General features: G+C 69.8%; 23 protein-coding genes. 14 read left to right on the top strand and 9 right to left on the bottom strand.

Going from position 1 to position 19,381, the window contains the following annotated elements; translation table 11 throughout:
• Nucleotides 1–163 precede the first annotated feature (163 nt).
• Nucleotides 164–364: a hypothetical protein gene (locus AB0K18_RS45725; RefSeq protein ID WP_364928034.1), complete on the top strand. Its 201-nt coding sequence runs from the start codon at nt 164–166 to the stop codon at nt 362–364.
• Nucleotides 365–379: 15 nt separating this feature from the next.
• Here the strand turns inward: AB0K18_RS45725 and AB0K18_RS45720 are convergent, their stop codons facing one another.
• Nucleotides 380–1,279 carry a helix-turn-helix transcriptional regulator gene (locus AB0K18_RS45720; RefSeq protein ID WP_364928031.1) on the bottom strand — a complete coding sequence of 300 codons (900 nt, stop codon included), beginning with the start codon at nt 1,277–1,279 and terminating at the stop codon, nt 380–382.
• A 245-nt stretch (nt 1,280–1,524) separates the two neighbouring features.
• On the opposite strand from AB0K18_RS45720, the gene AB0K18_RS45715 reads away from it, so the two are divergent.
• The gene (locus AB0K18_RS45715; RefSeq protein ID WP_364928028.1) at nt 1,525–1,776 is read left to right on the top strand and encodes a hypothetical protein; all 252 of its coding nucleotides are present in this window, start codon (nt 1,525–1,527) and stop codon (nt 1,774–1,776) included.
• On the opposite strand, the gene AB0K18_RS45710 is transcribed toward AB0K18_RS45715, so the two are convergent.
• On the bottom strand, nt 1,758–2,009 hold the full coding sequence (locus AB0K18_RS45710; protein WP_364928025.1) for a hypothetical protein: 252 nt from the start codon (nt 2,007–2,009) through the stop codon (nt 1,758–1,760). The two genes, AB0K18_RS45715 and AB0K18_RS45710, sit on opposite strands and share 19 nt — an antisense overlap.
• Here AB0K18_RS45710 and AB0K18_RS45705 point away from each other — a divergent pair.
• The 6 genes from AB0K18_RS45705 (at nt 2,008) to AB0K18_RS45680 (ending at nt 8,382) form a co-directional block, all read left to right on the top strand.
• Complete coding sequence (locus tag AB0K18_RS45705; RefSeq protein ID WP_364928022.1) at nt 2,008–2,379, top strand: beta/gamma crystallin domain-containing protein; 372 nt, start codon at nt 2,008–2,010, stop codon at nt 2,377–2,379. The two genes, AB0K18_RS45710 and AB0K18_RS45705, sit on opposite strands and share 2 nt — an antisense overlap.
• A gap of 579 nt (nt 2,380–2,958) precedes the next feature.
• On the top strand, nt 2,959–4,056 hold the full coding sequence (locus tag AB0K18_RS45700) for an FAD-dependent oxidoreductase (RefSeq protein ID WP_364928018.1): 1,098 nt from the start codon (nt 2,959–2,961) through the stop codon (nt 4,054–4,056).
• Between the two features lie 39 nt (nt 4,057–4,095).
• Nucleotides 4,096–5,712, top strand: coding sequence for a thiamine pyrophosphate-dependent enzyme (locus AB0K18_RS45695; RefSeq protein WP_364928014.1), 1,617 nt, complete (start codon nt 4,096–4,098; stop codon nt 5,710–5,712).
• A gap of 490 nt (nt 5,713–6,202) precedes the next feature.
• The gene (locus AB0K18_RS45690) at nt 6,203–6,406 is read left to right on the top strand and encodes a glycine betaine ABC transporter substrate-binding protein (RefSeq protein WP_364928110.1); all 204 of its coding nucleotides are present in this window, start codon (nt 6,203–6,205) and stop codon (nt 6,404–6,406) included.
• A gap of 31 nt (nt 6,407–6,437) precedes the next feature.
• Nucleotides 6,438–7,226, top strand: coding sequence for a potassium channel family protein (locus tag AB0K18_RS45685; protein ID WP_364928012.1), 789 nt, complete (start codon nt 6,438–6,440; stop codon nt 7,224–7,226).
• A 115-nt stretch (nt 7,227–7,341) separates the two neighbouring features.
• The gene (locus AB0K18_RS45680) at nt 7,342–8,382 is read left to right on the top strand and encodes a PP2C family protein-serine/threonine phosphatase (RefSeq protein WP_364928010.1); all 1,041 of its coding nucleotides are present in this window, start codon (nt 7,342–7,344) and stop codon (nt 8,380–8,382) included.
• A gap of 206 nt (nt 8,383–8,588) precedes the next feature.
• Here the strand turns inward: AB0K18_RS45680 and AB0K18_RS45675 are convergent, their stop codons facing one another.
• Nucleotides 8,589–9,170 (bottom strand): TetR/AcrR family transcriptional regulator, encoded by a 582-nt coding sequence (locus AB0K18_RS45675; RefSeq protein WP_364928007.1) that lies wholly within the window; start codon nt 9,168–9,170, stop codon nt 8,589–8,591.
• Between the two features lie 137 nt (nt 9,171–9,307).
• On the opposite strand from AB0K18_RS45675, the gene AB0K18_RS45670 reads away from it, so the two are divergent.
• Entirely contained in the window at nt 9,308–9,559 is a 252-nt protein-coding gene (locus AB0K18_RS45670) for a hypothetical protein (RefSeq protein WP_364928004.1), read from the top strand.
• Nucleotides 9,560–9,611: 52 nt separating this feature from the next.
• Nucleotides 9,612–10,178, top strand: a complete 567-nt coding sequence (locus tag AB0K18_RS45665; RefSeq protein WP_364928001.1) for a DoxX family protein — start codon at nt 9,612–9,614, stop codon at nt 10,176–10,178.
• Nucleotides 10,179–10,400: 222 nt separating this feature from the next.
• Here AB0K18_RS45665 and AB0K18_RS45660 read toward each other — a convergent pair whose 3' ends face one another.
• The 6 genes from AB0K18_RS45660 to AB0K18_RS45635 form a co-directional block, all read right to left on the bottom strand.
• Nucleotides 10,401–10,889 (bottom strand): MarR family transcriptional regulator, encoded by a 489-nt coding sequence (locus tag AB0K18_RS45660; RefSeq protein WP_364927999.1) that lies wholly within the window; start codon nt 10,887–10,889, stop codon nt 10,401–10,403.
• A 101-nt stretch (nt 10,890–10,990) separates the two neighbouring features.
• Nucleotides 10,991–11,116: a hypothetical protein gene (locus AB0K18_RS45655; protein WP_364927996.1), complete on the bottom strand. Its 126-nt coding sequence runs from the start codon at nt 11,114–11,116 to the stop codon at nt 10,991–10,993.
• A gap of 69 nt (nt 11,117–11,185) precedes the next feature.
• Nucleotides 11,186–11,791: a response regulator transcription factor gene (locus AB0K18_RS45650; protein ID WP_364927993.1), complete on the bottom strand. Its 606-nt coding sequence runs from the start codon at nt 11,789–11,791 to the stop codon at nt 11,186–11,188.
• A complete protein-coding gene (locus tag AB0K18_RS45645) occupies nt 11,788–12,933 on the bottom strand; it encodes a histidine kinase (protein WP_364927990.1) in 1,146 nt (381 codons plus the stop codon). The genes AB0K18_RS45650 and AB0K18_RS45645 overlap by 4 nt, the downstream gene beginning before the upstream one ends.
• Entirely contained in the window at nt 12,930–13,949 is a 1,020-nt protein-coding gene (locus AB0K18_RS45640) for a hypothetical protein (RefSeq protein ID WP_364927982.1), read from the bottom strand. The genes AB0K18_RS45645 and AB0K18_RS45640 overlap by 4 nt, the downstream gene beginning before the upstream one ends.
• Nucleotides 13,950–14,092: 143 nt before the next feature.
• Nucleotides 14,093–14,578, bottom strand: a complete 486-nt coding sequence (locus AB0K18_RS45635) for an SRPBCC domain-containing protein (protein ID WP_364927974.1) — start codon at nt 14,576–14,578, stop codon at nt 14,093–14,095.
• 388 nt (nt 14,579–14,966) lie between these two features.
• Between AB0K18_RS45635 and AB0K18_RS45630 the strand changes: the two genes are divergently transcribed.
• The 4 genes from AB0K18_RS45630 to AB0K18_RS45615 are packed head-to-tail and all read left to right on the top strand — an operon-like array spanning nt 14,967 to nt 19,353.
• Nucleotides 14,967–15,623, top strand: coding sequence for a TetR family transcriptional regulator (locus tag AB0K18_RS45630; RefSeq protein ID WP_364927971.1), 657 nt, complete (start codon nt 14,967–14,969; stop codon nt 15,621–15,623).
• A gap of 9 nt (nt 15,624–15,632) precedes the next feature.
• The gene (locus AB0K18_RS45625) at nt 15,633–16,841 is read left to right on the top strand and encodes a cytochrome P450 (protein WP_364927968.1); all 1,209 of its coding nucleotides are present in this window, start codon (nt 15,633–15,635) and stop codon (nt 16,839–16,841) included.
• An 8-nt stretch (nt 16,842–16,849) separates the two neighbouring features.
• Nucleotides 16,850–17,740: an ABC transporter ATP-binding protein gene (locus tag AB0K18_RS45620; RefSeq protein WP_364927966.1), complete on the top strand. Its 891-nt coding sequence runs from the start codon at nt 16,850–16,852 to the stop codon at nt 17,738–17,740.
• On the top strand, nt 17,737–19,353 hold the full coding sequence (locus tag AB0K18_RS45615; RefSeq protein WP_364927962.1) for an ABC transporter permease: 1,617 nt from the start codon (nt 17,737–17,739) through the stop codon (nt 19,351–19,353). The genes AB0K18_RS45620 and AB0K18_RS45615 overlap by 4 nt, the downstream gene beginning before the upstream one ends.
• Nucleotides 19,354–19,381 lie beyond the last annotated feature (28 nt).

The following is a 19,381-nucleotide window of genomic DNA, read 5'->3' as shown; positions in this document are numbered from 1 at the left end:
GTCGCGGGGGCAACATGTACCGGCCGCTGTCCGGACGACCAGGTGTCGACGGACCCGCCATCGCCGGCGAACTCGTTGACCTCGCTCAGCTCAGCCCCGAGGGCATGTGCTTGCTGTACGCAGAGCCCGACGACGATCCCGCCCACATGTTCCCCGACGACCCGTGCGCAAGAGCTTGCCCAGCGAGAAGCAGGCACGGGAGTTCGCCGCCCGGCTCGAACGCGAGCTGGTCGACGCCGCAGGGAACCGGCTGGACTTCAACGCCCCGGACTTTCTCACCCGGGCCGAGACCTTCCGCACGCGCGGCGGCTGCCTGCTTGCAGATGGCCCGTGGGTCCTGGGGCGCCCGAGTTGCAGGCCGTGAGCAAGTCGGCGCGCTTCAACGCGGTTGGCTGGTGGGGTGTGCCGGCTGGGTGGCTGCCAGGCTGGTCAGGAGCTTGAGCCGCTCTTCGGAGGTGCTGCCCGGCTCCGCGGTGTAGATGGTGAGGTCGTACACTGTCCGGCTGGAGATGGGCAGGTCAAGGGACTGGTAGGTCAGCTCCAGGTCGCCGACCTGCGGGTGCCACAGCCGCTTGCCGCCGGCGTGGCGGATGCGCACGTCGTGGGCGGCCCACCGGCCGCGAAACGCGGTGCTGAGCGTGGACAGCTCGCCGACGAGGTCGCGTAGCGCCCGGTCGTGGGGCTCGCGTCCGGCCTCGGCGCGCAGCAGCGCGGCGCTGACGGCGGTGGCCGCGTCCCAGTTGACGAAGAACCGCTGGGAACCCGGGTCGAGGAAGATGTAGCGGGCGAGGTTGGCGCGGCCGTGACGTGTGGTGGCAGGGCTGTCGAAGACCGGCGCGAGCAGGGCGCGAGCCAGCGCATTGTGGGCGACGATGTCCTGGCGGCCGTTGCGTACGAACGCCGCCGATATCGTCATGGAGTCCAGCAGCCACTGGACGCGCGGCGGGACCTGGACGTCCTTGCGGCGCGAAGGCGCGCGGCGGGCGGGCCGGGCGGCCTGAGCCAGGTCGAACAAGTAGGTGCGTTCGTCCTGGTCCAGGCGAAGGGCCTGGGCGACCGCGTCGAGTACCTCTTCCGATACGCCGCTGATGTGGCCCTTCTCCAGCCGGGTGTACCACTCGGTGCTCACCCCGGCCAGCACCGCGACCTCCTCGCGGCGCAGCCCGGGGACCCGGCGCCGGCCGCCGGTGGGCAGCCCGACCTGCTCCGGAGTGAGCTTCGCGCGCCGGATGGTGAGGAAGTCCCGGATCTGGTCGCGGTTGTCGGACCGGTCGTCCATGCTCCCACGGTAACCGCAGGGTTCGCGCAGGCGCCGACGATAAGGGGGTTGAGCTTATCCCCCCATAAATGCGCTCTGTCTCGCTCCCGGCCAGGCGGGTTTCCTGGGTTCAGCGAATCGAACGCGACCTGCGACACGGAGATGGACCCTGTCCGACCAGCTTTTGTAGTGGTGATCGGGCCGCCCATCACCGTCGACGCCCTCCTGTGACGCACCACCAGGACCTCCAGCACCCGGGAGTGACCATGACGGGCAAGACCGTACTGATCACCGGCGCGACCAGCGGCATCGGCGCCCACACCGCACGGCTGCTCCTCGACCGCGGCCACCGCGTGCCGTCACCGGCCGCGACGAGACCGAACTCAAGTCCTTCCTCGACGAGACCGGCCAACGCCGCCCTGCCTCACCTCGAGACCACGGGCGGACGGCTGGTGCTCATCGGCAGCGTCACCGGCCTGAAGAACAGCCCCGCCAACCTCTACTCCGCCACCAAGTGAGCCGTCACCGGCATTGCCGAGAACCTGCGGATGTAGGCCACCAGCCGCGGCGTCGGCGTCACGCTCGTCAACCCCGGCATGACCGACACCGCCTTCTGGCCGGCCGGCGTCCCACCCTTCGCCCTGTCCCCCGAGCCCGTCGCCAAGGCCATCTGCTTCGCCCTCGGCCAAGTCTGCGGATAGTCCGGCTCCATTTCCACCGCATGAATCTCACCCGCAAAGGAGAAGTCCATGAAACGCATCACCTCACGCGCGGCCCTGGCCACTCTGGCGTCCGTCGCGGTGACGGCCTCACTTGCCGTCGCCTTCCCGACGGCGGCGTACGCGATCAATGAGGTCCCGTGCGGCGACCGGACCGACCTCGTACGCGTCACCATCCACACAAGCATCAGCTCGTCGCGCGACTACTGTTACGCCAACGCCGGAGAGGACAGGTACGACCTGAACGTCTGGTGGGTCACCCGGATCTCCACCGGTAACAACCGCGTCCAGTGGTACGGGGACGGAAGATGGCAGCCGGCTCAGCCGATCCCGAAGTGGACCGTGTTCACCTGGCCGAACCATCCCGGTGGGGTCCGCATCCAGGGGATCAGGATCCTCTGAACTGCCGGCGATATCGGGGCGGCGGTCCTGCCCGATCGCCGCTCCGGCCGGCAAGGCCCCGGAGCGCAGCCCCGGGAAAGCCACATTGAGCCGTCGGCCGCGGCAGTCGCGGCTACGACGCGGGCAAGAAGGTCAACGGCCGCAAGCGGTTCATCATCACCGACACCACCGGCCCGAGCTCGACAGCGACCCGAAGCTCAGCCGTCGCGAATCGCGGCTCCACGTTCGCCGCCGAGTACGCGAAACTCGTCCGCGCGGAGGAGGGCCGGTCACTCACCGCCCAGCAGGCCCGGCCGCATCTGAACAGGGAGATCAAGACCGCGCTCGACGACCTGGAGTGCGGCAGGGGCTTCTACCCGGAGTTCGAGCCACGGAAGCAGAGATCATCCAGCTGGTGGCGCAGAAGTTCGGCAGAAGCGACCTCTGGGGTCCGGGCCCGCTTCGCGGGTGGCCGCAGAAAACAACGTCCCTGGGCCGGGTCAAACCTTGGCTGCGGTGGGCTGGTGGTCTCCGACTCCGGGTACGAGAGCCGGCAGGCCCCCGATCGCATGTGGACACGATCTCTCAGGGGCTGGCGCGATGGACGTGCGGGAGCTCACCAACCTGCCGACACCGGACTTCACCTACGATCCCAGCGTGCCCGGGGCGTGCGTCACCGGGGTGCGGCCGTATCGTGAGGGAACCTTCCGGCTGAACTCCGAGCAGACGTCCGGCCGGTTCGTCGTGCACAACTACGGCCACGGCGGCGCCGGCATCTCGTTGAGCTGGGGTTGCGCGGCCAAAGTGAAGGCCATGGTCAGCCAGTTCCTTGCCGGCTCGCCTCAGACGGAGGTCGCGGTGCTCGGCGCGGGCGTCATGGGCCTGACCGCCGCCACGATGCTGCTCGACCTGGGGCTCAAGGTCACGATCTACGCGGATCGCAAGCCGGTGCACACCACGTCGTTCAAGGCAGGCGGCCAGTGGGCCGTCTCCGTCGTCGAGACCGCCATGAACCAGCAGGACCTGAAGGCGATCATCAAGACGTCCTACACGACCTTCAAGGACAGCATCGGCAAGGGGTTCGGCGTCTCCGAGCGGCCCAACTACTGTCCCAAGCCGGTTGAGGGCCTGGACATGGTGCTGGAACTCCTGCCCGGCCTGCTGCCGGCCCGGCAGAGACTGAGCCGCCTGCCGTTCCAGAACCACACCCAGCCGGGTTTCCTGTATCAGACGCTGCTGGTCGAGCCGCCCATCTTCCTCCCGCGGCTGGAGCGCGACCTGCGGGCGCGCGACGTCACGTTCGTGGACAAGAATTTCACCAGCAAGGCCGACGTCTTCGCGACGGCGCCGCAGAAGATCATCATCAACTGCACCGGGATGGGCGCGAAGAAGCTGTGGAACGACACGAAGATGGTCGGGGTCAGAGGCTACCTCGCGATGTTGCCGGCGCAGCCGGACCTGGAATACCTCTACAGCCGTAACGGCTACATGTTCCCGCGCTCCGACCACGTCGTCATGGGCACCACGCCCGACTGGGACAAGGAGGACGAGGACCTCAACCCGGCCGAGTGCAAGAAGCTGGTGAACATCATCGCCGCCGCATTCGGTCGAGCGGCGCCCGTGCCGATGCCCATGAACCACATCGACCATCCCTGCAACAGGCGGCTGGTCGACCCCAGGCTCTCTGTCTCCGACTGACCGATCCCCGCCCCGGCGGGCCTGCACTGGAGCGCCATCGTGGCTTTCACCGTCGCCGACTACGTGCTCAAGAGGCTGACCCAGCAGCGCGTCGACACGCTGTTCGGCGTGCCCGCCGCCTACGGCGCGGGCCTGTTCGACGCGGCCGGCCGCAACGGCGTCACGTCGATCGTCACCGCGAGCGACCTCGAGGCCGGGTACGCGGCCGACGGCTACGCCCGGGCCAAGGGGCTGGGCGTGGTCGCGGTCGCCAACGGCGTCGGCACGCTCAGCATGGTCAACGCCATCGCCGGCGCCTTCGTCGAGCGCAGCCCGGTCGTCGTCGTCAACGGCGGCCCCAACGCGGCCAACCTCGCCAACCTCAAGGACTTCGACGTCCTGTTCTCGCACTCGACCGGGCAGCCCGACCACGACCTGAGCACGTACCGGCTGGTCACCGCGAGCGCGGCGCGCGCCGGGACGGCCGCCGCGGTGCCGGGCGTGGTCGACGCCGCGATCGCCACCGCCGTCAAGCGCAAGCGGCCGGTCTACATCGAGATCAACAGGGACATCTGGACGGCGTCCTGCCCGGCCCCGTCCGGATCCCTGCCGGTCACCGAGCCGCCGGCGGGCACCGAGGAGCAACTCGCCGGCACGATCGCCGGTATGGTGCGCGCCGCGACGAAGCCGCTGGTCCTGGTCGGCATCGAGGTCCAGCGGTACGGGCTCGCCGACAAGGTCGCCGACCTGATCGCCAAGCTCGGTGTGCGCTGGTCGGTGCAGTTGCCGGCCAAGGGGGTGCTGCCCGAGCAGGGCGCCGGCTGGGTCGGCGTCTACGCCCCGCCGCACTCGCAGCCCGCCGTGAACGCCGTCGCGCAGGCCGACCTGCTCGTGATGCTCGGCTGCGTGTTCCCGAGCAGCTACGCCACGCTCCTCCGTACCGGCACGAACCGCGTCATCACCGCCTACGACGGCAAGGTGAAGATCAAGAACGGCGCCAAGCAGAACGCCCAGCTCGGCGCCCTGATCACCGCACTCGCCGCCGAGGCCGCGACGGAGGCGCCGCGACCGGTGCCGCCCGGCGTCGACCCGGTCACGTCCACGGCCGCGAGCCCGCTGACCTATCGCCGCGTGTTCGAGCGCATCGGCGCCGCGCTGGACCCGTCCTGGCTGGTGATCCCCGACACCTTCCTCGGCATCCACTCGGCCGCCCACCTGCCCATCAAGGGCCGGGACGGCTTCCTGTCCGGGGCCGTGTGGGCCTCGATCGGGCACTCGGTGGCCGCGGCGGTCGGGGCGTCGTTCGGCTCGGCCCGCCGCCCGCTGGTCATCTGCGGCGACGGCGGCTTCCACATGACCGCCCAGGCGCTGTCCACCATGGTCCGTTACGAACGCAACCCGGTCGTGGTCGTGATCGACAACGGCATCTACGCCTTCGAGCAGTTCCTGCTCGACGCCGACTACTTCAGCGACCCCGCCACCCGGCCGAAGCCGTACGTCGTCCTCAACCGCTGGGACTTCGTCGAGTTCGCCAACGGCCTCGGCGTCCAGACCGCCCAGTCCGTCACCACGGCGGCGGCTCTCGACCAGGCGCTCGCCACGGCGAAGGCGTCCAACGCGCCCGCCCTGATCGTCGCGAAGATCGACTCACGCGACCTGCCCGCGGAACTCGACTGACCCGCACATCCCGTCAGCTCAACACGACGGGAAGAGCCGCCGGGCCCGAGGTCGAACGTGACCGGTCGGCCGGACAGCCCGGCCGAGCCGCCCTCGACCTCGACATCGGAGATCGCGTACCCGGCCAGTCGTCGTACTTCGAGGATCTCCATGTCCCGGCGGAGCCCCGCCGACGGCACCGGCGCCTCCTCGCTCGTCCCTGTCCGTCCATAACGAAAGCGTTGCACTCATGTTGCGCTAGCTGCACTCAGTTTTGCGCTGATCGCAACAGGTCGCGTACGTTTGCGGATCGATGTAAACGTAAGCGAAGGTGGTCACTTCATGAGCTTCGGCGAGTACGTGGTCTCAGGCTGGGACACTCTCTCGCCGGCCGCCGCCGAACACGCGCTGGTCGTCGCGATCGCCCTGGCCATCGCCACGGCGATCGGCGTCGGGCTCCTCTCCTGCACTTCGCCGAGAGCACGCGGCAGCTCGACGGAAGTTCTTCCCGATCTACAGCGCCGCGGTGACCGTGCGGCAGGAGACGTTCGAGAAGTACCCGGCGCTGGAGAAGGTGCTCCAGCCGGTCATCGACAAGCTCGACGACGCCACCATGCAGCAGCTCAACGCGCAGGTGGACGTCGAGGGCAAGGAGCCGGACAAGGTCAGCGAGGAGTGGCTGAGCAAGGAGGGCTTCCTGGGCTCGCCCGCCTGACCGTCTGCCTGCCCGCACCCTGAGGACGAGAATGGAACAGCCCCGCACAGCACCAGCACCCCCGCCATCACGGCGCCTGCACGCCTGGGAACGCCGGACCGATCCCGTGCTGCTCGGCGTCGGCCTGCTGTTCCTGGCCGGCTGGGCACTTCCCATCGTGCTGCCCCAGCTGCCGGAGAACGCCGACCGATGGCTGGAACGCGCCCAGCAGACGGCCTGGGCGCTGTTCGCCGCCGACTACGCCATCAGGGTGTGGCTGTCCGACCGGCGCGGGCACTTCATCGCCACCCACATCCCCGCGTTGCTGGTCGTCCTGCTGCCGCTGCTACGGCCGCTGGCCGTGCTGCGCTCGCTGCTGCTGCTCACCGCGCTGATGCGCCGGGTCACGCTGCCGCTACGCATGCGGGTGACCGTGTACGTCAGCGGCTGGGCCTGCTTCCTGGCCCTGGTCGGCGCCATCGCGGTGCTGGACGCCGAACGCCGCTCCGCCGAGCCGACGATCGTCACCCTGTCCGACGCCCTGTGGTGGTCACTGACGACGATGACGACGGTGGGCTACGGAGATCTGTATCCGACGACGCTGGAGGGCCGGCTGATCGCGGCGACGTTGATGCTTTCCGGCATCGCGCTGCTCGGCGTCGTCACCGCCTCGATCGCCGCCTGGTTCGTCGAACGCTTCCAGCAGACCTCGGCCGCTGAGACGCGCAACGAGGCCGACCTCCGGCTCGTCCTGGCCGAGCTGCGGGAAGTGCGCGACCGGCTGGACGAGATCACCCGACGGCAGGACGACGTGAGCGGCGCCACGGCCCCGGACCGGTGAGCCGGGGCGAGGCAGCCGATGGTCTGCGCCGCGACCTCCCACAGTCTGTTGCACTATGCAAGGATGAGAGGCGGCGGCCTACCACGGGAGGGCAGATGGGGTTCGAGGGCGCTGTATGAGATCACAGTGGACGCTGCGCTGGCTGCCGTTCATGGTGATGGCGCCGGTGGCGCTCATCGACCTCATGGCCGGGCCGGCACTTGGCTTTCTTCCCCTGCTCACCCTGGGGCCGAGCTTCGGGTCGGTCTACGGTAGCGTGCGGCGCACCGCCCTGATCGGTGCGGTCGCCCTCGCCATCTGCATACCCCTGGCCTATTACAACGGCTCCCTGCTGAAGTGGCAGAACAACCTCACCATCGCCACCATCGTCAGCGCCACCGGAGCGAGCATGCTCGTCAGCCACCTGAGGCTCAAGCGGGAACGCGAACTCGCCAGCGTCCGCCTCGTCGCCGAGACCGCGCAACGCGTCCTGCTCCGGCCGGTCCCCCGCAAAGCCGCCGACCTGCAGGTGGCCCTGTCCTACACCTCCGCGGCGGCCGAGGCGAGGATCGGCGGCGACCTGTACGAGGTCGTCATCACGCCCCACGGGGTGCGGCTGCTCGTCGGGGACGTCCAGGGCAAGGGGCTCGACGCGGTCGAGACCGCCGCCTGGGTGCTCGGCGCCTTCCGTGAGGCCGCCTACGACGAACCCGCGCTCGACGACGTGAGCGAGCGACTGGAGTCGAGCCTGTCCCGGCACCTGAGCGGCGAGAAGTTCGTGACCGCGATCATCGCCGAAGTGAGACCCGGCGAGATCGTCTTGCTCAACCACGGCCATCCCGCTCCGCTCCTCCTCACCGCCGAAGGGAAGGCCTGCACCGTCGAGCCCCCGGCGGAAGCTCTCCCGTTGGGGCTCGGCCCGCTCGGCACCGACCGGCCCAAGGCGCACCGTGTGCCTTTCCTGGAGGGTGACCGAATCCTCCTGTTCACCGACGGCGTGGTGGAGGCACGGGATGACAGCGGAACCTTCTACCCCCTGAACGATCGCCTTCACCTGTTGCGGTCGGGCGACCCGCAAGAGGCGCTCGACGCGCTCCGTGCCGACCTGGTGGCCCACACCGGCGGGCCGCTTCCCGATGACGCGGCGATGTTGTTGCTGCGCAGGCACGCCCGTTGACGTATGACCGAACCCGGCGCCGCTTCGCGCTGGTAGTGGGCGCAGATCACGGTCAGCGTCCCTTCGCCGCTCGTGCTGATCGCTATGTGCGACTGCTCTCGGGTTGTTGGTGCGGCGTGTGGAGCGCCGCAGGGAAACCCCTTCGCAGGTGCGGCCGGATGTGACCGGAGGCTCGGCGGCGGCCCCCCGGGGAGTGCCGGAAGGCCTCAATGCCTCGGGCTCATGCCGGCGAAGAGGGCATCGAGGACGCGGTCGACGTAGTCATGGGTCATGGGCTCCTGAGTGATCAGAAATCTGTAGTACAGAGGTCCGGACACTACTGCCATCACCAGGTCGAGATCGAAACCGGGCGCGACCTGCCCCGCGTCCTGGGCCGCCTTGAGCCGGGCGATGGTCTTGTCCGTCTGCGGGCGGATGAAGCGTTCGTTGAGGTCCGCGGCCACCGCGGGGTCGTGCTGTGCCTCACCGATCAACGCCCGGTAGAGCGGGCCGTACGGTGGAGTGGCCAGCAGGTCCACAGCCGCATAGATCTGCTGGCGCAGGTCGGCCAGGACATCACCGGTGTCGGGATAGTCGAGGACGGGCTCGTCCAGCGACAGCAGCGAGTCAAGGAACAGCAGTCCCTTCGAGGGCCATCGGCGGTAGATCGTGTGCTTACCGACACCGGCGCGCGCCGCAACCGCTTCGATGCTCAGCTTGGCGTAGCCGATCTCCTGAGCCAGGGCGAGCGTGGCTTGCATGATCACTGTGGTACGGGCGGCGGCGCGCTCCGGGCGGTTACTGGTCATGCCAGCACTTTAACGGTACGGCACGTGCCGTGTTGACAAGTAGGGCGAGGCACCTCCAGACTGACCACGTCCTGAGCGGCACGGCACGTGCCGTTTTAACGAGGTTCCACCATCGAGATTCCAAGGAGGAATCAGCCATGAGCAACCCAGAAAGCAGCACATACGAGGGGTTCACGGCCGAGGAAGGGGCTGCGATGAAGGAGCACGGCCAGGATCAGAAGAAGGCGGCGCGTCGCAGCTCACACGCGGACAAGGCGGCGCGTCGCAGCTCACACGCGGACAAGGCGGCGCAGGGCCTGCGTCACGCCACGCTCGGGTTCAGCGGCCGGCTGACCCGCGCTCGTCCAGACGGCAGGAGCCGCCAGAGAGGGGCCGCCCCGTACCCGTAGGTCCACCAAGCTCTTCCCCCGGCCAACCCGACCAGAAAGGAAACGACAGGACATGAACCAGCATGGCAGCGAGAACCTGCTCAGCGACACGGACATGGAGCAGCGACGCGGACCGAGGCTCACGCTGAACGGCGCACTCTGGGCACTCCAACTGCTGTTCGGCTTCTTCTTCGCCGGCAGCGGTTTCGGCAAGGTGCTGATGTACGACGCGGCTCTGTATGCGGCAGCGCCCCAGGCCGTGGCCTGGTACGCGGCGGTGCCGCAGCCCCTGATCGTCTTCATCGGGGTCTGCGAGGTGCTGGGCGGCGTCGGCCTGATCCTACCGGCGATGACGAGAGTCCAACCGGTGCTGACGCCGCTCGCCGCCGTTGGCCTGACACTGACGATGATCCTCGCTGCCGGTTTTCACATCATGCGCGGCGAATACGAACTGGTGCCTGCGAATCTCTTGTTGGGAGGCGCCGCGGCGTACATCGCGGTCGGACGATGGAGGCTCAGGCCCATCGCACCCGCGATCATCACCACCTCACGCGTACTCAGGTCGTTGGCGGTCCTCGTGGTGTTGGCCCTGGTGGCTTTCGCTCCGACGTGGTACACGATGACCAACGCCCGGTTCTGATCACTTCCAGGGCAGCCTGGCCGGCCGCTGCCCACGACCGGGTGACGCTTCCCCATATCCACATGCTGGTCGCGAGACCCTGATGCGTCTCACCCCCGAAAGCCGGCGTCTGGTGAACGATGTCACCGAGCGCCGGCCGGAGCAGTGACGGGGCCCGTCACGACTGACCACGCATTTCCGCTGCCCTGGGCTCCGTCATGCCGCGACGATGTACCGTCCGCCTCACAGGTCCGGGATGTCGGCGTGTCGCGTGACCTCGGTCTCGTCGGCGGCCCGCGCGAACGCCGACAGCGCCGCGACGACGGCGGCTCGCTGCTCCTGTCCTAACTGGGCGAGAATGCGGGTCAAATCGGACTTGCGCTTCTGCGTCACGCCATCGACCAGAGCCCGCCCCTCACCGGTCAACGCGATCCGCACCGTCCGTCTGTCGCTGGGCAGGCGACTGCGCCGTACCAGCCGCTTGGCCACCAGGCGATCGCACATGCGGGTGGCCGTCGACCTGTTCACATCCAGCGCCTCCGCCAAGTCGATCAGCCGTTGCGGGCCCCGCGCCGCCACGAGGACGAGCGCACGGTACTGCGGCAGCGTGACATCGCCGCCCGCCGCCGCAATGGAGCGAGCCGCGACCCCCACCAACGCCCTGCTGGCGGTCATGACCGCCTCCACCACCGGGTCGTCCTCGGCAAGCGCTCCAACCAGCCTGTCGTTCACGCTGCGCTCCTCCTCACCGCACACATGGTCATCCAGAGAACTTAGACGTGCGAAGCACCGTCCAGGATTCGCCATGGCGTCCGATGCCATGACCTGCACGATCAGGCGGAGGACCCGATCGGCGTCTCACCGAGGCCGAGGAGGACCTCGCAGCGGCCTGGGCGATCGCGGCGGCCGGCGAGATCGTTGGTGAGGTCGAACAGCCGCCGCCCGATCATCTTGCCCATGGCCTGCGGCTCCCCTCTCGATGGCTGCGTTCACCCGGGGCGTCGGGGCCGCCGCCGCGGTTTCGCCCGCTACAGCCAGCCCGCGTCGCGGCAGATGCGGATCGCGTCGATGCGGTTGCGCCCGCCGACCTTGCCGATGGCGTTGGACAGGTAGTTGCGCACGGTGGTCTGCGATAGCGAGAGCTGGGTGGCGATCTGGGCGACGCGGATACCGCTCGCCGCCGCGCGCAGTACCTCCGTCTCACGAGCGGTCAGCGGGCTGCTGCCCGTCTCGAGCGCGGCGGCGACCAGCTCGGGGTCGATCACCCGCTCCCCTGCCGCTATGCGCCTGATGCCGTCGGTGAGAGTCTGCGCCGGGGCGTCCTTCACGATGAAGCCCTTCACGTGCACCTTCAGCGCGCGCAGCAGGTTGCCCGGCTGGCTGAGCCCGGTGAGGACGAGCGTGCGGCAGCCGGGAAGCCGCGCGGACAGTTGCTCCGCTGCCGACAGCCCGTCCAGCCCCGGCATGTCGATGTCCAGCACCGCGACATCCGGCCGCACGCGCAGGGCGGTGGCCAGGACCTCGTCGCCGCGTTCGATCTCGGCGACGACCTCCATGTCGTCCTCCAGCGACAGCAGGGCGACCAGCGCTGAGCGGATCATGTGCATGTCCTCGGCGATCAGTACGCGGATCATGCGACCTCCTCGGGGACTTCGACCGACAGCAGGAACCGACCGTCGTGCGCGGTGGTGAGCCAGGTGCCGGAGGCGGCGCGGGCCCGCTCGGCCAGCCCGGAGAGCCCGGTGCCGGGCGAGGGCGTCGAGGGCGGCTGGGCGCCGTCGTTGACGATGTCGAGCCGTACCGCGCCCCGGTCGCGGGTCAGGGTGATCGTGCAGGTGCGGGCGTCGCTGTGCCGTAGCAGGTTGGTGGTGCCCTCACGGATCGCCCAGGCCAGCGCGTTCTGGGCGGGACCGGACAGCGGCGGCAGGTCGGCCACATCCAGGCGGGTGTCGACGCCGGCGGCTCCGAGCAGGGCGGCGGCGCCGTCGATCTCGGTGCGCAGCGACACCGAGTGCTCGTCGCGGGTGATCGCGCGTATGTCCCTGAGCGCGTCCCTGGCGACCTCGGTCAGGCTTTCGATCTCGGCACGGGTGGCGGCGGTGTCCTTCGCGAGCAGGCGCAGGGCCAGGTCGCCCTTGAGGGAGATGGCCGACAGGCTCTGGCCGAGCAGGTCGTGCAGGTCGCGGGAGACGCGGATGCGTTCCTCGCCGACGGCGGTGGCGGCCAGCTCGGTGCGGGTGGCCTCCAGCTCGGTCAGCAACCGGACCAGGCGGGCGCCGCCGACCAGCGTGCTGGCGTACAGGATGAGGCCGAACAGGGCGTACGCGCCCAGGAGGAGAGCCCGAGGGGTGGTGTAGGCGCTGTCACCCAGCATGGAGGTCACCTCCTTCACCGGGTTGAGCAGGAGCTGCGACGTGGCTGCGACCAGCATCAGCCGGCCACGCAGCAGCATCACGATGGAGGCGAGGGAGAAGGCGGTGACGGACTGCCAGTTTGAGCCGACCCACCACAGCGGGACGTCGGCCAGCACGACGAGCGCGGCCAGGGTCCAGGGCCAGCCCGCGGGGCGTTCGCCCCTGGCGGCGGCCAGGCTGTGTCGCAGGCTCAGGAAGAGCACCAGGGCCACGGCGACGGTGGCCGCGACGGGGTTCCCGGCCGGGCCGTCCATGCCGAGGGTCGTGTAGACGGGCACCTGTACGGCGAGCAGCACCTGCAGGGCGATCAGCGGCCAGAGGGGATGCCGCGCCACCCACCGCGGCACGATCGGCGGGATCATGGGCGTCCCTCGGTCTGCACGTCGATGGTCTCCGCGACGCCGTCGGCGCGCACCTCAAGGCGTACGCCGTCCGTCGAGACCGCGGCCGTGATCGTGCAGGCGCTCACTCCTTCGGAGCCGAGCAGGCGGGTGACCGTCGCGCGCAGCGCCGCCCGGGGCTCCGGCGCGATCGTGTCGGGGATGCCCGTGCGGGGCAGCCGCAGCCGGGTCTCGATCCCGGCGGCGGACAGCAGCGTGGCGGCCGTGTCGAGCTCGGCCCGCAGGGACGGCCTGCGGTACCCGCGCACCCGCTGCCTGGCCTCGGCGAGCGTGCGCCGCGAATCGTCGGCCAGCCCGGACAGCTCCGCCACCAGCTCGGCCCGCCTGCCGGGCGGGTTCTGCAGCAGGTCGGCGGCGCGGGCGCCGCGCGCCGCGAGGGACTCCAGAGCGGTGCCGAGCGTCCTGCGCAGGTCGTCGTCGATGCGGCGCCGTTCCTGCGCGACCGCCCGCTGGGCGAGCACCTGCCTGGCCGACTGCAGGCGGACGAGCGCGGCCGACAGCCAGACGAGCAGCAGTACGGCGCCGCTACCGGACAGCACCGACAGGGTGAGCCACGGCGCGGCGTTCCACGGCAGGCCGAGCAGGAGGGACGCGGGCGCGGCCGCGATCACCAGCGACAGATGGACCACGAATGACCACGGGCCGGGAAGGACCAGGACCGCCGAGGCGGCCAGGCCCGCGTAGGCGCGCGGCCACGTGTTCCCCGCGAGCGGGGTGGCGGCGAGGATGACGACGGCCATCGCCGCGAACGTCCACCCGCCCGCCGGCAGGCGTACGCCGCGGGCCGCGTACCAGACGTGACGCAGGTGCAGGGGCAGGTACACCACGGTCACCGCGAGGCTCCACAGCCCAGTGCGGACGTCGTTGTCCGGGTAGCTGAAGGCCAGCGTCACCTGCAGCAGGGGCAGCAGGCCCGCGCACGCGACCGCGCCGACCGGCGCGAGCCGGACGGCGCGGTCGGATCGCCACAGTGCCACCAGCCGGATCCCCCGTCCACGTTCCCTGGCCGACCAGGGTAGGCGACCCGGCCACGTGGCGACCACCAGCGGCGGCCGTGCCGGAGAGAGAGGCTCACGGCCGGTCAGCGCGGCCGTCGGGAGGCATGATGGCGCGGTCACTTCTACGAATCGGCGTCGATCACGCGCCCGAGGTTGTCGAGCTCGTTGGCGCGGCCCGCGGCCAGCCGCTGGGTCCACTCCTCGTCGTGCATCGCGTCCGCGGTCATCGTGACGCGGACGCCTTCCTCGACGGCTTCGAGCTCTACCACGGTGAGGAAGTCGTAGGGGTCCATGCCGGGGATGAAGTCGGCGAGCGAGGTGTAAGAGAGCCTGCCCGGCTCCGCCACCTCGACGAACCTCTTGAGGGATCGGGTACTCAGCGGCATCCCGTGACTCTCCATGAACGCGATCTGGTCCGGCGCGGTGGCGGTCATCGTGTAGATCAGCTCGCCACCCGGCCGCAGCTCGAGCTTGTCGACCTCGACGGTGAAACCGTCCGGCGACCACCACCGGGCGATCCCCTCGCCGGTGGTCCACAACTGCCAGACGCGCTCGGGGGTGGCCGGGTAGGTACGCGTGATCCGCACGCTCTTTTGGGCCAGTGTCATGAGGTGCTCCCTAACAAGCGGGGGTGATGAGCCCCAACCCTCCCTTCCCACGCCCGCCGCGAACAGATGCGGATGTCACACAGCCTTCCGTGAATTTCGCCCGGACCAGCGAGAACACCAGGTGATGTGGGCCGAGAGGGCGGCCAGGCGGTCTGAGGCGCTGAAGACCGCTCCCGCGGAGGCGACCCCGGTGGTTCCGGTCCTGCCGGTGAGGACATCGACCCTTGCCACGCCGGGACTTCCGCGGACAGCCCGGCGGATTGCCGCGGCGGGGTCGTCATGAGCGCACCGCAGTCGATGATCTCGGTGGACGAGCACTACACACGTGTGTAGGCTATAGCTCACATGAATAGCTTTGTGTACGTCTGAGTAGGCAGGAGTTCGGGTGATGGCCAGGATCGAGGCGGATCTGGAAGATCTGACTGCTCGCGCGCGCATCAGGGATGCAGCGATGCGGCGCTTCGGTGAGTGCGGGTTCGAGGGAGCGACGATCCGTGGCATCGCCGAGGCGGCGGGCGTCTCCTCAGGACTGGTGCGCCATCACTTCGGGTCCAAGCAGGCGCTGCGCGAGGCGTGCGACGCCTATCTCGTCAAGGAGATCCGCCGGATGAACGACGAGGCACGCGTCGATTCCACGCCTACCGTTGCGAACCCGGTCGGTACCGCGCTGGCCAAGCTGGGCCCGTATCAGCGGTATCTCGCGCGGGCTCTGGCCGAGGGATGGGCCGCGCCGTTGTTCGACGAAATGGTCAGGATGAGCGAGGAGTGGCTGGAGGAGGCCGACAAGGCCCGTCCGGATCCCCCTTTCGCCGGTCGCAAGGCCCGTGCGACGGTCGGCACCGCGATGGGCCTGGCCGTCCCGATCCTGCACCAGCACATCTCCCGCGGACTCGGCGTCGACCTGGCGACCCCGCAAGGCGCGCATCTGCTCGCGGTGACTCTCCTCGACATCTACTCCCACCCCATGCTCACCCCGGAGGCGGCCGCCTCGATGCGAGACGCCCTCGAGAAGCTCCGGGACAGCACGTCCCCATCGCCCTCCTAGGAGTGCCCCATGACACAGGACGGCATCGAGTTGCCCTGGACAGCACGTGTCGGCCGGCCCAACCCCTTCGACCCACCAGAGATCTTCACCAGGCTCAGGAACGAGCGCCCGCTCCGTCCCATGATCTTCGCCGACGGACATCCGGGCTGGCTGGCCACGGGCTACGACGTGGTCCGCGCCATCCTCGCCGGCAGCCGTTTCAGCATCCGGCGCGAGCTGGCCCATCCACCGGTCATGATGCCCAACTCAAACGCACAGGCGGTGTTCACCGCGCCCGCCCCGCCCGGCATGTTCGTCCGCATGGATCCTCCCGAGCACACCCGTTACCGCAAGCTCCTCGCAGGGGAGTTCACCGTGCGCAGGATGCGTGGGCTCGAAGAGAGAATCGCCGAGGCGACTCACGGCTGCCTTGACGACATGGAGGCGTCCGGGCCACCCGCCGACCTCGTCACCGCCCTGTGCGTCCCCGTCCCCGCCCTGCTCATCTGTGAACTGCTGGGCCTGCCCAGCCCCATCATTCCCACGTTCCGCCAGGCCGCGGAGACCGCGCTCGACGCGGACTCCACCCAGGAGCAGATCCAGCAGGCATACGCCACCATGCTGGGCCTCTTCCCGCCCCTTATCGCGAGCAAGCGCGAACATCCCACCGGCGACGTCTACAGCGGCGTGATCAACCGTGGCACCCTGTCGGATGAGGAGCTGGCCTCCATCGGGTTGCTGCTGTTCGCCGCCGGTTATGAGACGACCTCCAGCATGCTCGCGCTGGGCACGTTCGCCTTGCTGGAGCACCCCCATCAGCTTCAGGCGCTGCGCCGCGACCCCAGCCTCATCGACAACACCGTCGAAGAGCTGCTCCGCTACCTCACCGGGCCCAGCGGCATGCTCCGTACGGCGCTCGAGGACGTCGAGGTAGGCGGCGAACTGATCAAGAAGGGCCAGACCGTGGAACTGCTGGTCGGCGCGGCCAACCACGACCCGGCCCGCTTCCGGCGCCCGCAGGAGTTCGACATCACGAGACCGGCACGAGGTCATCTGGCCTTCGGGCACGGCATTCACCAGTGCCTCGGCCAGCAGCTCGCCCGTGTGGAGCTGCGCGTGGTCCTGCAAGCACTCTTCACCCGATTCCCCCGCCTGCGCCTCGCGGCGCCCGCACAGGAGATCCCCATGAAAGACGACTCCCCCTTCTTCGGCCCCAAGTGCCTCCCGGTGCAGTGGTGAGCCCTGCCATGACCGCCATCACCACCCGCGACCTCGTCAAGACGTTCGGGCCCACCCGTGCACTGGACGGGCTCGACCTGACCGTCGGCACAGGAGAGATCCACGGCTTTCTCGGCCCCAACGGGGCGGGCAAGTCCACCACCATCCGGATCCTGCTCGGCCTGGTGCGCGCCGACTCCGGCCGCGCCGAGTTGCTGGGCGGCGACCCGTGGGCGGACGCCACCGAGCTGCACCGGCGGCTGGCGTACGTGCCGGGCGACGTCGAGCTGTGGCCGAACCTCACCGGCGGGGAGGCCATCGACCTGCTCGGCCGCCTGCGCGGCGGCCTCGACGAGACCCGCCGCGCAGAGCTGATCGAGCGCTTCCAACTCGACCCCACCAAGAAGGGCCGCACCTACTCCAAGGGCAACCGGCAGAAGGTGGCGCTCGTGGCCGCCTTCGCCGCCGACGTGGAGCTGCTCATTCTGGACGAGCCGACGTCGGGTCTCGACCCGCTCATGGAGGCCATCTTCCAGGACATCGTCGCGGAGGCCCGCGCGGCCGGGCGTACCGTCCTGTTGTCGAGCCACATCCTTTCCCAGGTGGAGAAGCTGGCCGACCGGGTCAGCATCATCAGGCAGGGCAAGATCGTCCAGGCGGGCACGCTGGCCGAGCTACGCCACCTCACCCGCACCACGGTGGAAGCCGTGACCGCTGCCCCGGTCAGCGGCCTGGCCACGCTCCCGGGCGTCCACGACGCCGAGACCGAGCACGGGCAGGTGCGGTTCAGCGTGGACGCCGAGCACCTGGACGGCGCCATCAAGCATCTGGGCGCCTTCGGCATCCGGGCGCTGACCAGCCATCCCCCCACATTGGAGGAGCTCATGCTGCGCCACTACGGCAACGGAGCAGCCGCATGACCGCCACCACCGTCGGCCGCGTCACGGCCGCCGCTCCCGGCGGCGCCTTCAGAGGCACCGGGGCGATGCTGCGGCTGGCCCTGCGCCGGGACCGCGTCAAGCTGCCCGCGTGGACGCTGGGGATCACCTTGTTCCTCCCATACTTCGCCGGCGTGGCGAACGCGACGAACCCGACGGCCGAAACCCTGCGTGCCAGTGCGGCGATGATGGACGTCCCCATGCTGCGGCTGTTCTCCGGGCCGATGTTCGGCATGGAGAACCCCACGGTCCTGAAATATCTCGTCAACGCCTACTTCCCGGAGTTTCTGCTGGGCGCGGCGCTGATGAGCATGCTGCTGATCGCCCGGCACACCCGCGCCGAGGAGCAGAGCGGCCGGGCCGAGATGGTGCGCGCAGCGGTCGTCGGCCGGCAGGCCGCGCTCACGGCCGCGCTCCTCGTCGCCGTCCTCGCCAACGTGCTGCTGGCCCTGCTGCTGACCGCGGCGGGGGTGGGCGTCGGGATGACGCCAGGCGACGCGCTGCTGTTCGGCGCGGCCACGGCCGCGATGGGGCTCGTCTTCGCCGCCGTCACCTCGGTGAGCGTGCAGCTCACCGAGCACTCCAGAGCCGCGGTCGGAATCGCCGGCGCCGTGCTGGCCGTCGTGTGGCTGCTTCGCGCCGTGGGCGCCGTCCAAGACGTTGAAGGCGGCTGGCTGACGTGGCTCTCCCCGATGGGGTGGGCGCAGCTCACCCGAGTGGCGGATGACGGGCGCTGGTGGCCACTGGCTCTGGCGGTACTGCTCGGCACGGCTCTGGCAGCGGTCGCGTACGCGCTGTCGGCACGGCGGGACCTCGGTGCCGGGCTGATGGCCTCGCGCCCCGGCCGCGCGCGGGCGGCCCGCGGGCTGCGTTCACCCCTCACGCTGGCGTTCCGGCTCCAGCGCGCGTCCATCCTGTGGTGGGGCGGGTCCCTGATCGCGGCCGGCCTGGTGTTCGGCGGGCTCGCCGGGTCCATGCGCGAGGGGGTGGCCGAGGAGATCCTCGGCGGCGACCCGGACGTGGTAGGAGGCTACCTGAGCCTCATGGGAGTCGGGATGTCCTTCCTCGTCGGAATCTTCACAGTCCAGGCGACGACGCGGCTGCGGGCGGAGGAGAACCGTGGGCGGGTGACGCCATTGCTGGCCACCCCGACCGGCCGGTGGGCCTGGCTGGGCTCCTCACTCCTGGCCACCGGTCTCGCCGCAGTCGCGCTGCTGATGGTGTCCGGTCTTTCCATGGCCGCCGGCACCGCCCTGGCGTTCGGTGACGCCGCCCGCGCGGGGGCGGCGGCCGCCGCCGTGATCGCCCGCACCCCGGAGATCCTCTTCCTGCTGGGGGCCGCCGCCACACTGTTCGGGCTCGCGCCCAGGGCCGTCCCGCTGGCATGGGCGGTACTCGCTCTCGGCGTCGTCGTGCGCTTCTGGGGCGCGGACCTGCCGGACTGGGCTCGAGGGCTGTCCCCGTTCGACCACATTCCCCGGATGCCGGTCGAGGACTTCCGCCTCGCCCCGCTGGTGATGCTCACCGCGCTCGCGGCGGGCCTGCTTGTCCTCGGCATGTACGGCTTCCGCAACCGCGATCTGAATGGCACGTAGGCCCCGGCTGCGCCCTCTCCATGTTCGG

The organism is Nonomuraea sp. NPDC049421, from assembly GCF_040677005.1.
In the GTDB taxonomy this organism is placed as follows: domain Bacteria; phylum Actinomycetota; class Actinomycetes; order Streptosporangiales; family Streptosporangiaceae; genus Nonomuraea; species Nonomuraea salmonea.
Note: the sequence above shows the minus strand (reverse complement) of the source record. Positions and strands in the feature narration are given on the sequence as shown.

What these genes read in the sequence shown, in the direction of transcription:
- AB0K18_RS45650 (WP_364927993.1), bottom strand. Translation starts at nt 11,791, where the DNA reads ATGATCCGCGTACTGATCGCCGAGGACATGCACATGATCCGCTCAGCG.
- AB0K18_RS45720 (WP_364928031.1), bottom strand. Translation starts at nt 1,279, where the DNA reads ATGGACGACCGGTCCGACAACCGCGACCAGATCCGGGACTTCCTCACC.
- AB0K18_RS45635 (WP_364927974.1), bottom strand. Translation starts at nt 14,578, where the DNA reads ATGACACTGGCCCAAAAGAGCGTGCGGATCACGCGTACCTACCCGGCC.
- AB0K18_RS45675 (WP_364928007.1), bottom strand. Translation starts at nt 9,170, where the DNA reads ATGACCAGTAACCGCCCGGAGCGCGCCGCCGCCCGTACCACAGTGATC.
- AB0K18_RS45715 (WP_364928028.1), top strand. Translation starts at nt 1,525, where the DNA reads ATGACGGGCAAGACCGTACTGATCACCGGCGCGACCAGCGGCATCGGC.
- AB0K18_RS45625 (WP_364927968.1), top strand. Translation starts at nt 15,633, where the DNA reads ATGACACAGGACGGCATCGAGTTGCCCTGGACAGCACGTGTCGGCCGG.
- AB0K18_RS45630 (WP_364927971.1), top strand. Translation starts at nt 14,967, where the DNA reads ATGGCCAGGATCGAGGCGGATCTGGAAGATCTGACTGCTCGCGCGCGC.
- AB0K18_RS45645 (WP_364927990.1), bottom strand. Translation starts at nt 12,933, where the DNA reads ATGATCCCGCCGATCGTGCCGCGGTGGGTGGCGCGGCATCCCCTCTGG.
- AB0K18_RS45680 (WP_364928010.1), top strand. Translation starts at nt 7,342, where the DNA reads ATGAGATCACAGTGGACGCTGCGCTGGCTGCCGTTCATGGTGATGGCG.
- AB0K18_RS45655 (WP_364927996.1), bottom strand. Translation starts at nt 11,116, where the DNA reads ATGGGCAAGATGATCGGGCGGCGGCTGTTCGACCTCACCAACGATCTC.
- AB0K18_RS45705 (WP_364928022.1), top strand. Translation starts at nt 2,008, where the DNA reads ATGAAACGCATCACCTCACGCGCGGCCCTGGCCACTCTGGCGTCCGTC.
- AB0K18_RS45700 (WP_364928018.1), top strand. Translation starts at nt 2,959, where the DNA reads ATGGACGTGCGGGAGCTCACCAACCTGCCGACACCGGACTTCACCTAC.
- AB0K18_RS45665 (WP_364928001.1), top strand. Translation starts at nt 9,612, where the DNA reads ATGAACCAGCATGGCAGCGAGAACCTGCTCAGCGACACGGACATGGAG.
- AB0K18_RS45670 (WP_364928004.1), top strand. Translation starts at nt 9,308, where the DNA reads ATGAGCAACCCAGAAAGCAGCACATACGAGGGGTTCACGGCCGAGGAA.
- AB0K18_RS45620 (WP_364927966.1), top strand. Translation starts at nt 16,850, where the DNA reads ATGACCGCCATCACCACCCGCGACCTCGTCAAGACGTTCGGGCCCACC.
- AB0K18_RS45615 (WP_364927962.1), top strand. Translation starts at nt 17,737, where the DNA reads ATGACCGCCACCACCGTCGGCCGCGTCACGGCCGCCGCTCCCGGCGGC.
- AB0K18_RS45685 (WP_364928012.1), top strand. Translation starts at nt 6,438, where the DNA reads ATGGAACAGCCCCGCACAGCACCAGCACCCCCGCCATCACGGCGCCTG.
- AB0K18_RS45710 (WP_364928025.1), bottom strand. Translation starts at nt 2,009, where the DNA reads ATGGACTTCTCCTTTGCGGGTGAGATTCATGCGGTGGAAATGGAGCCG.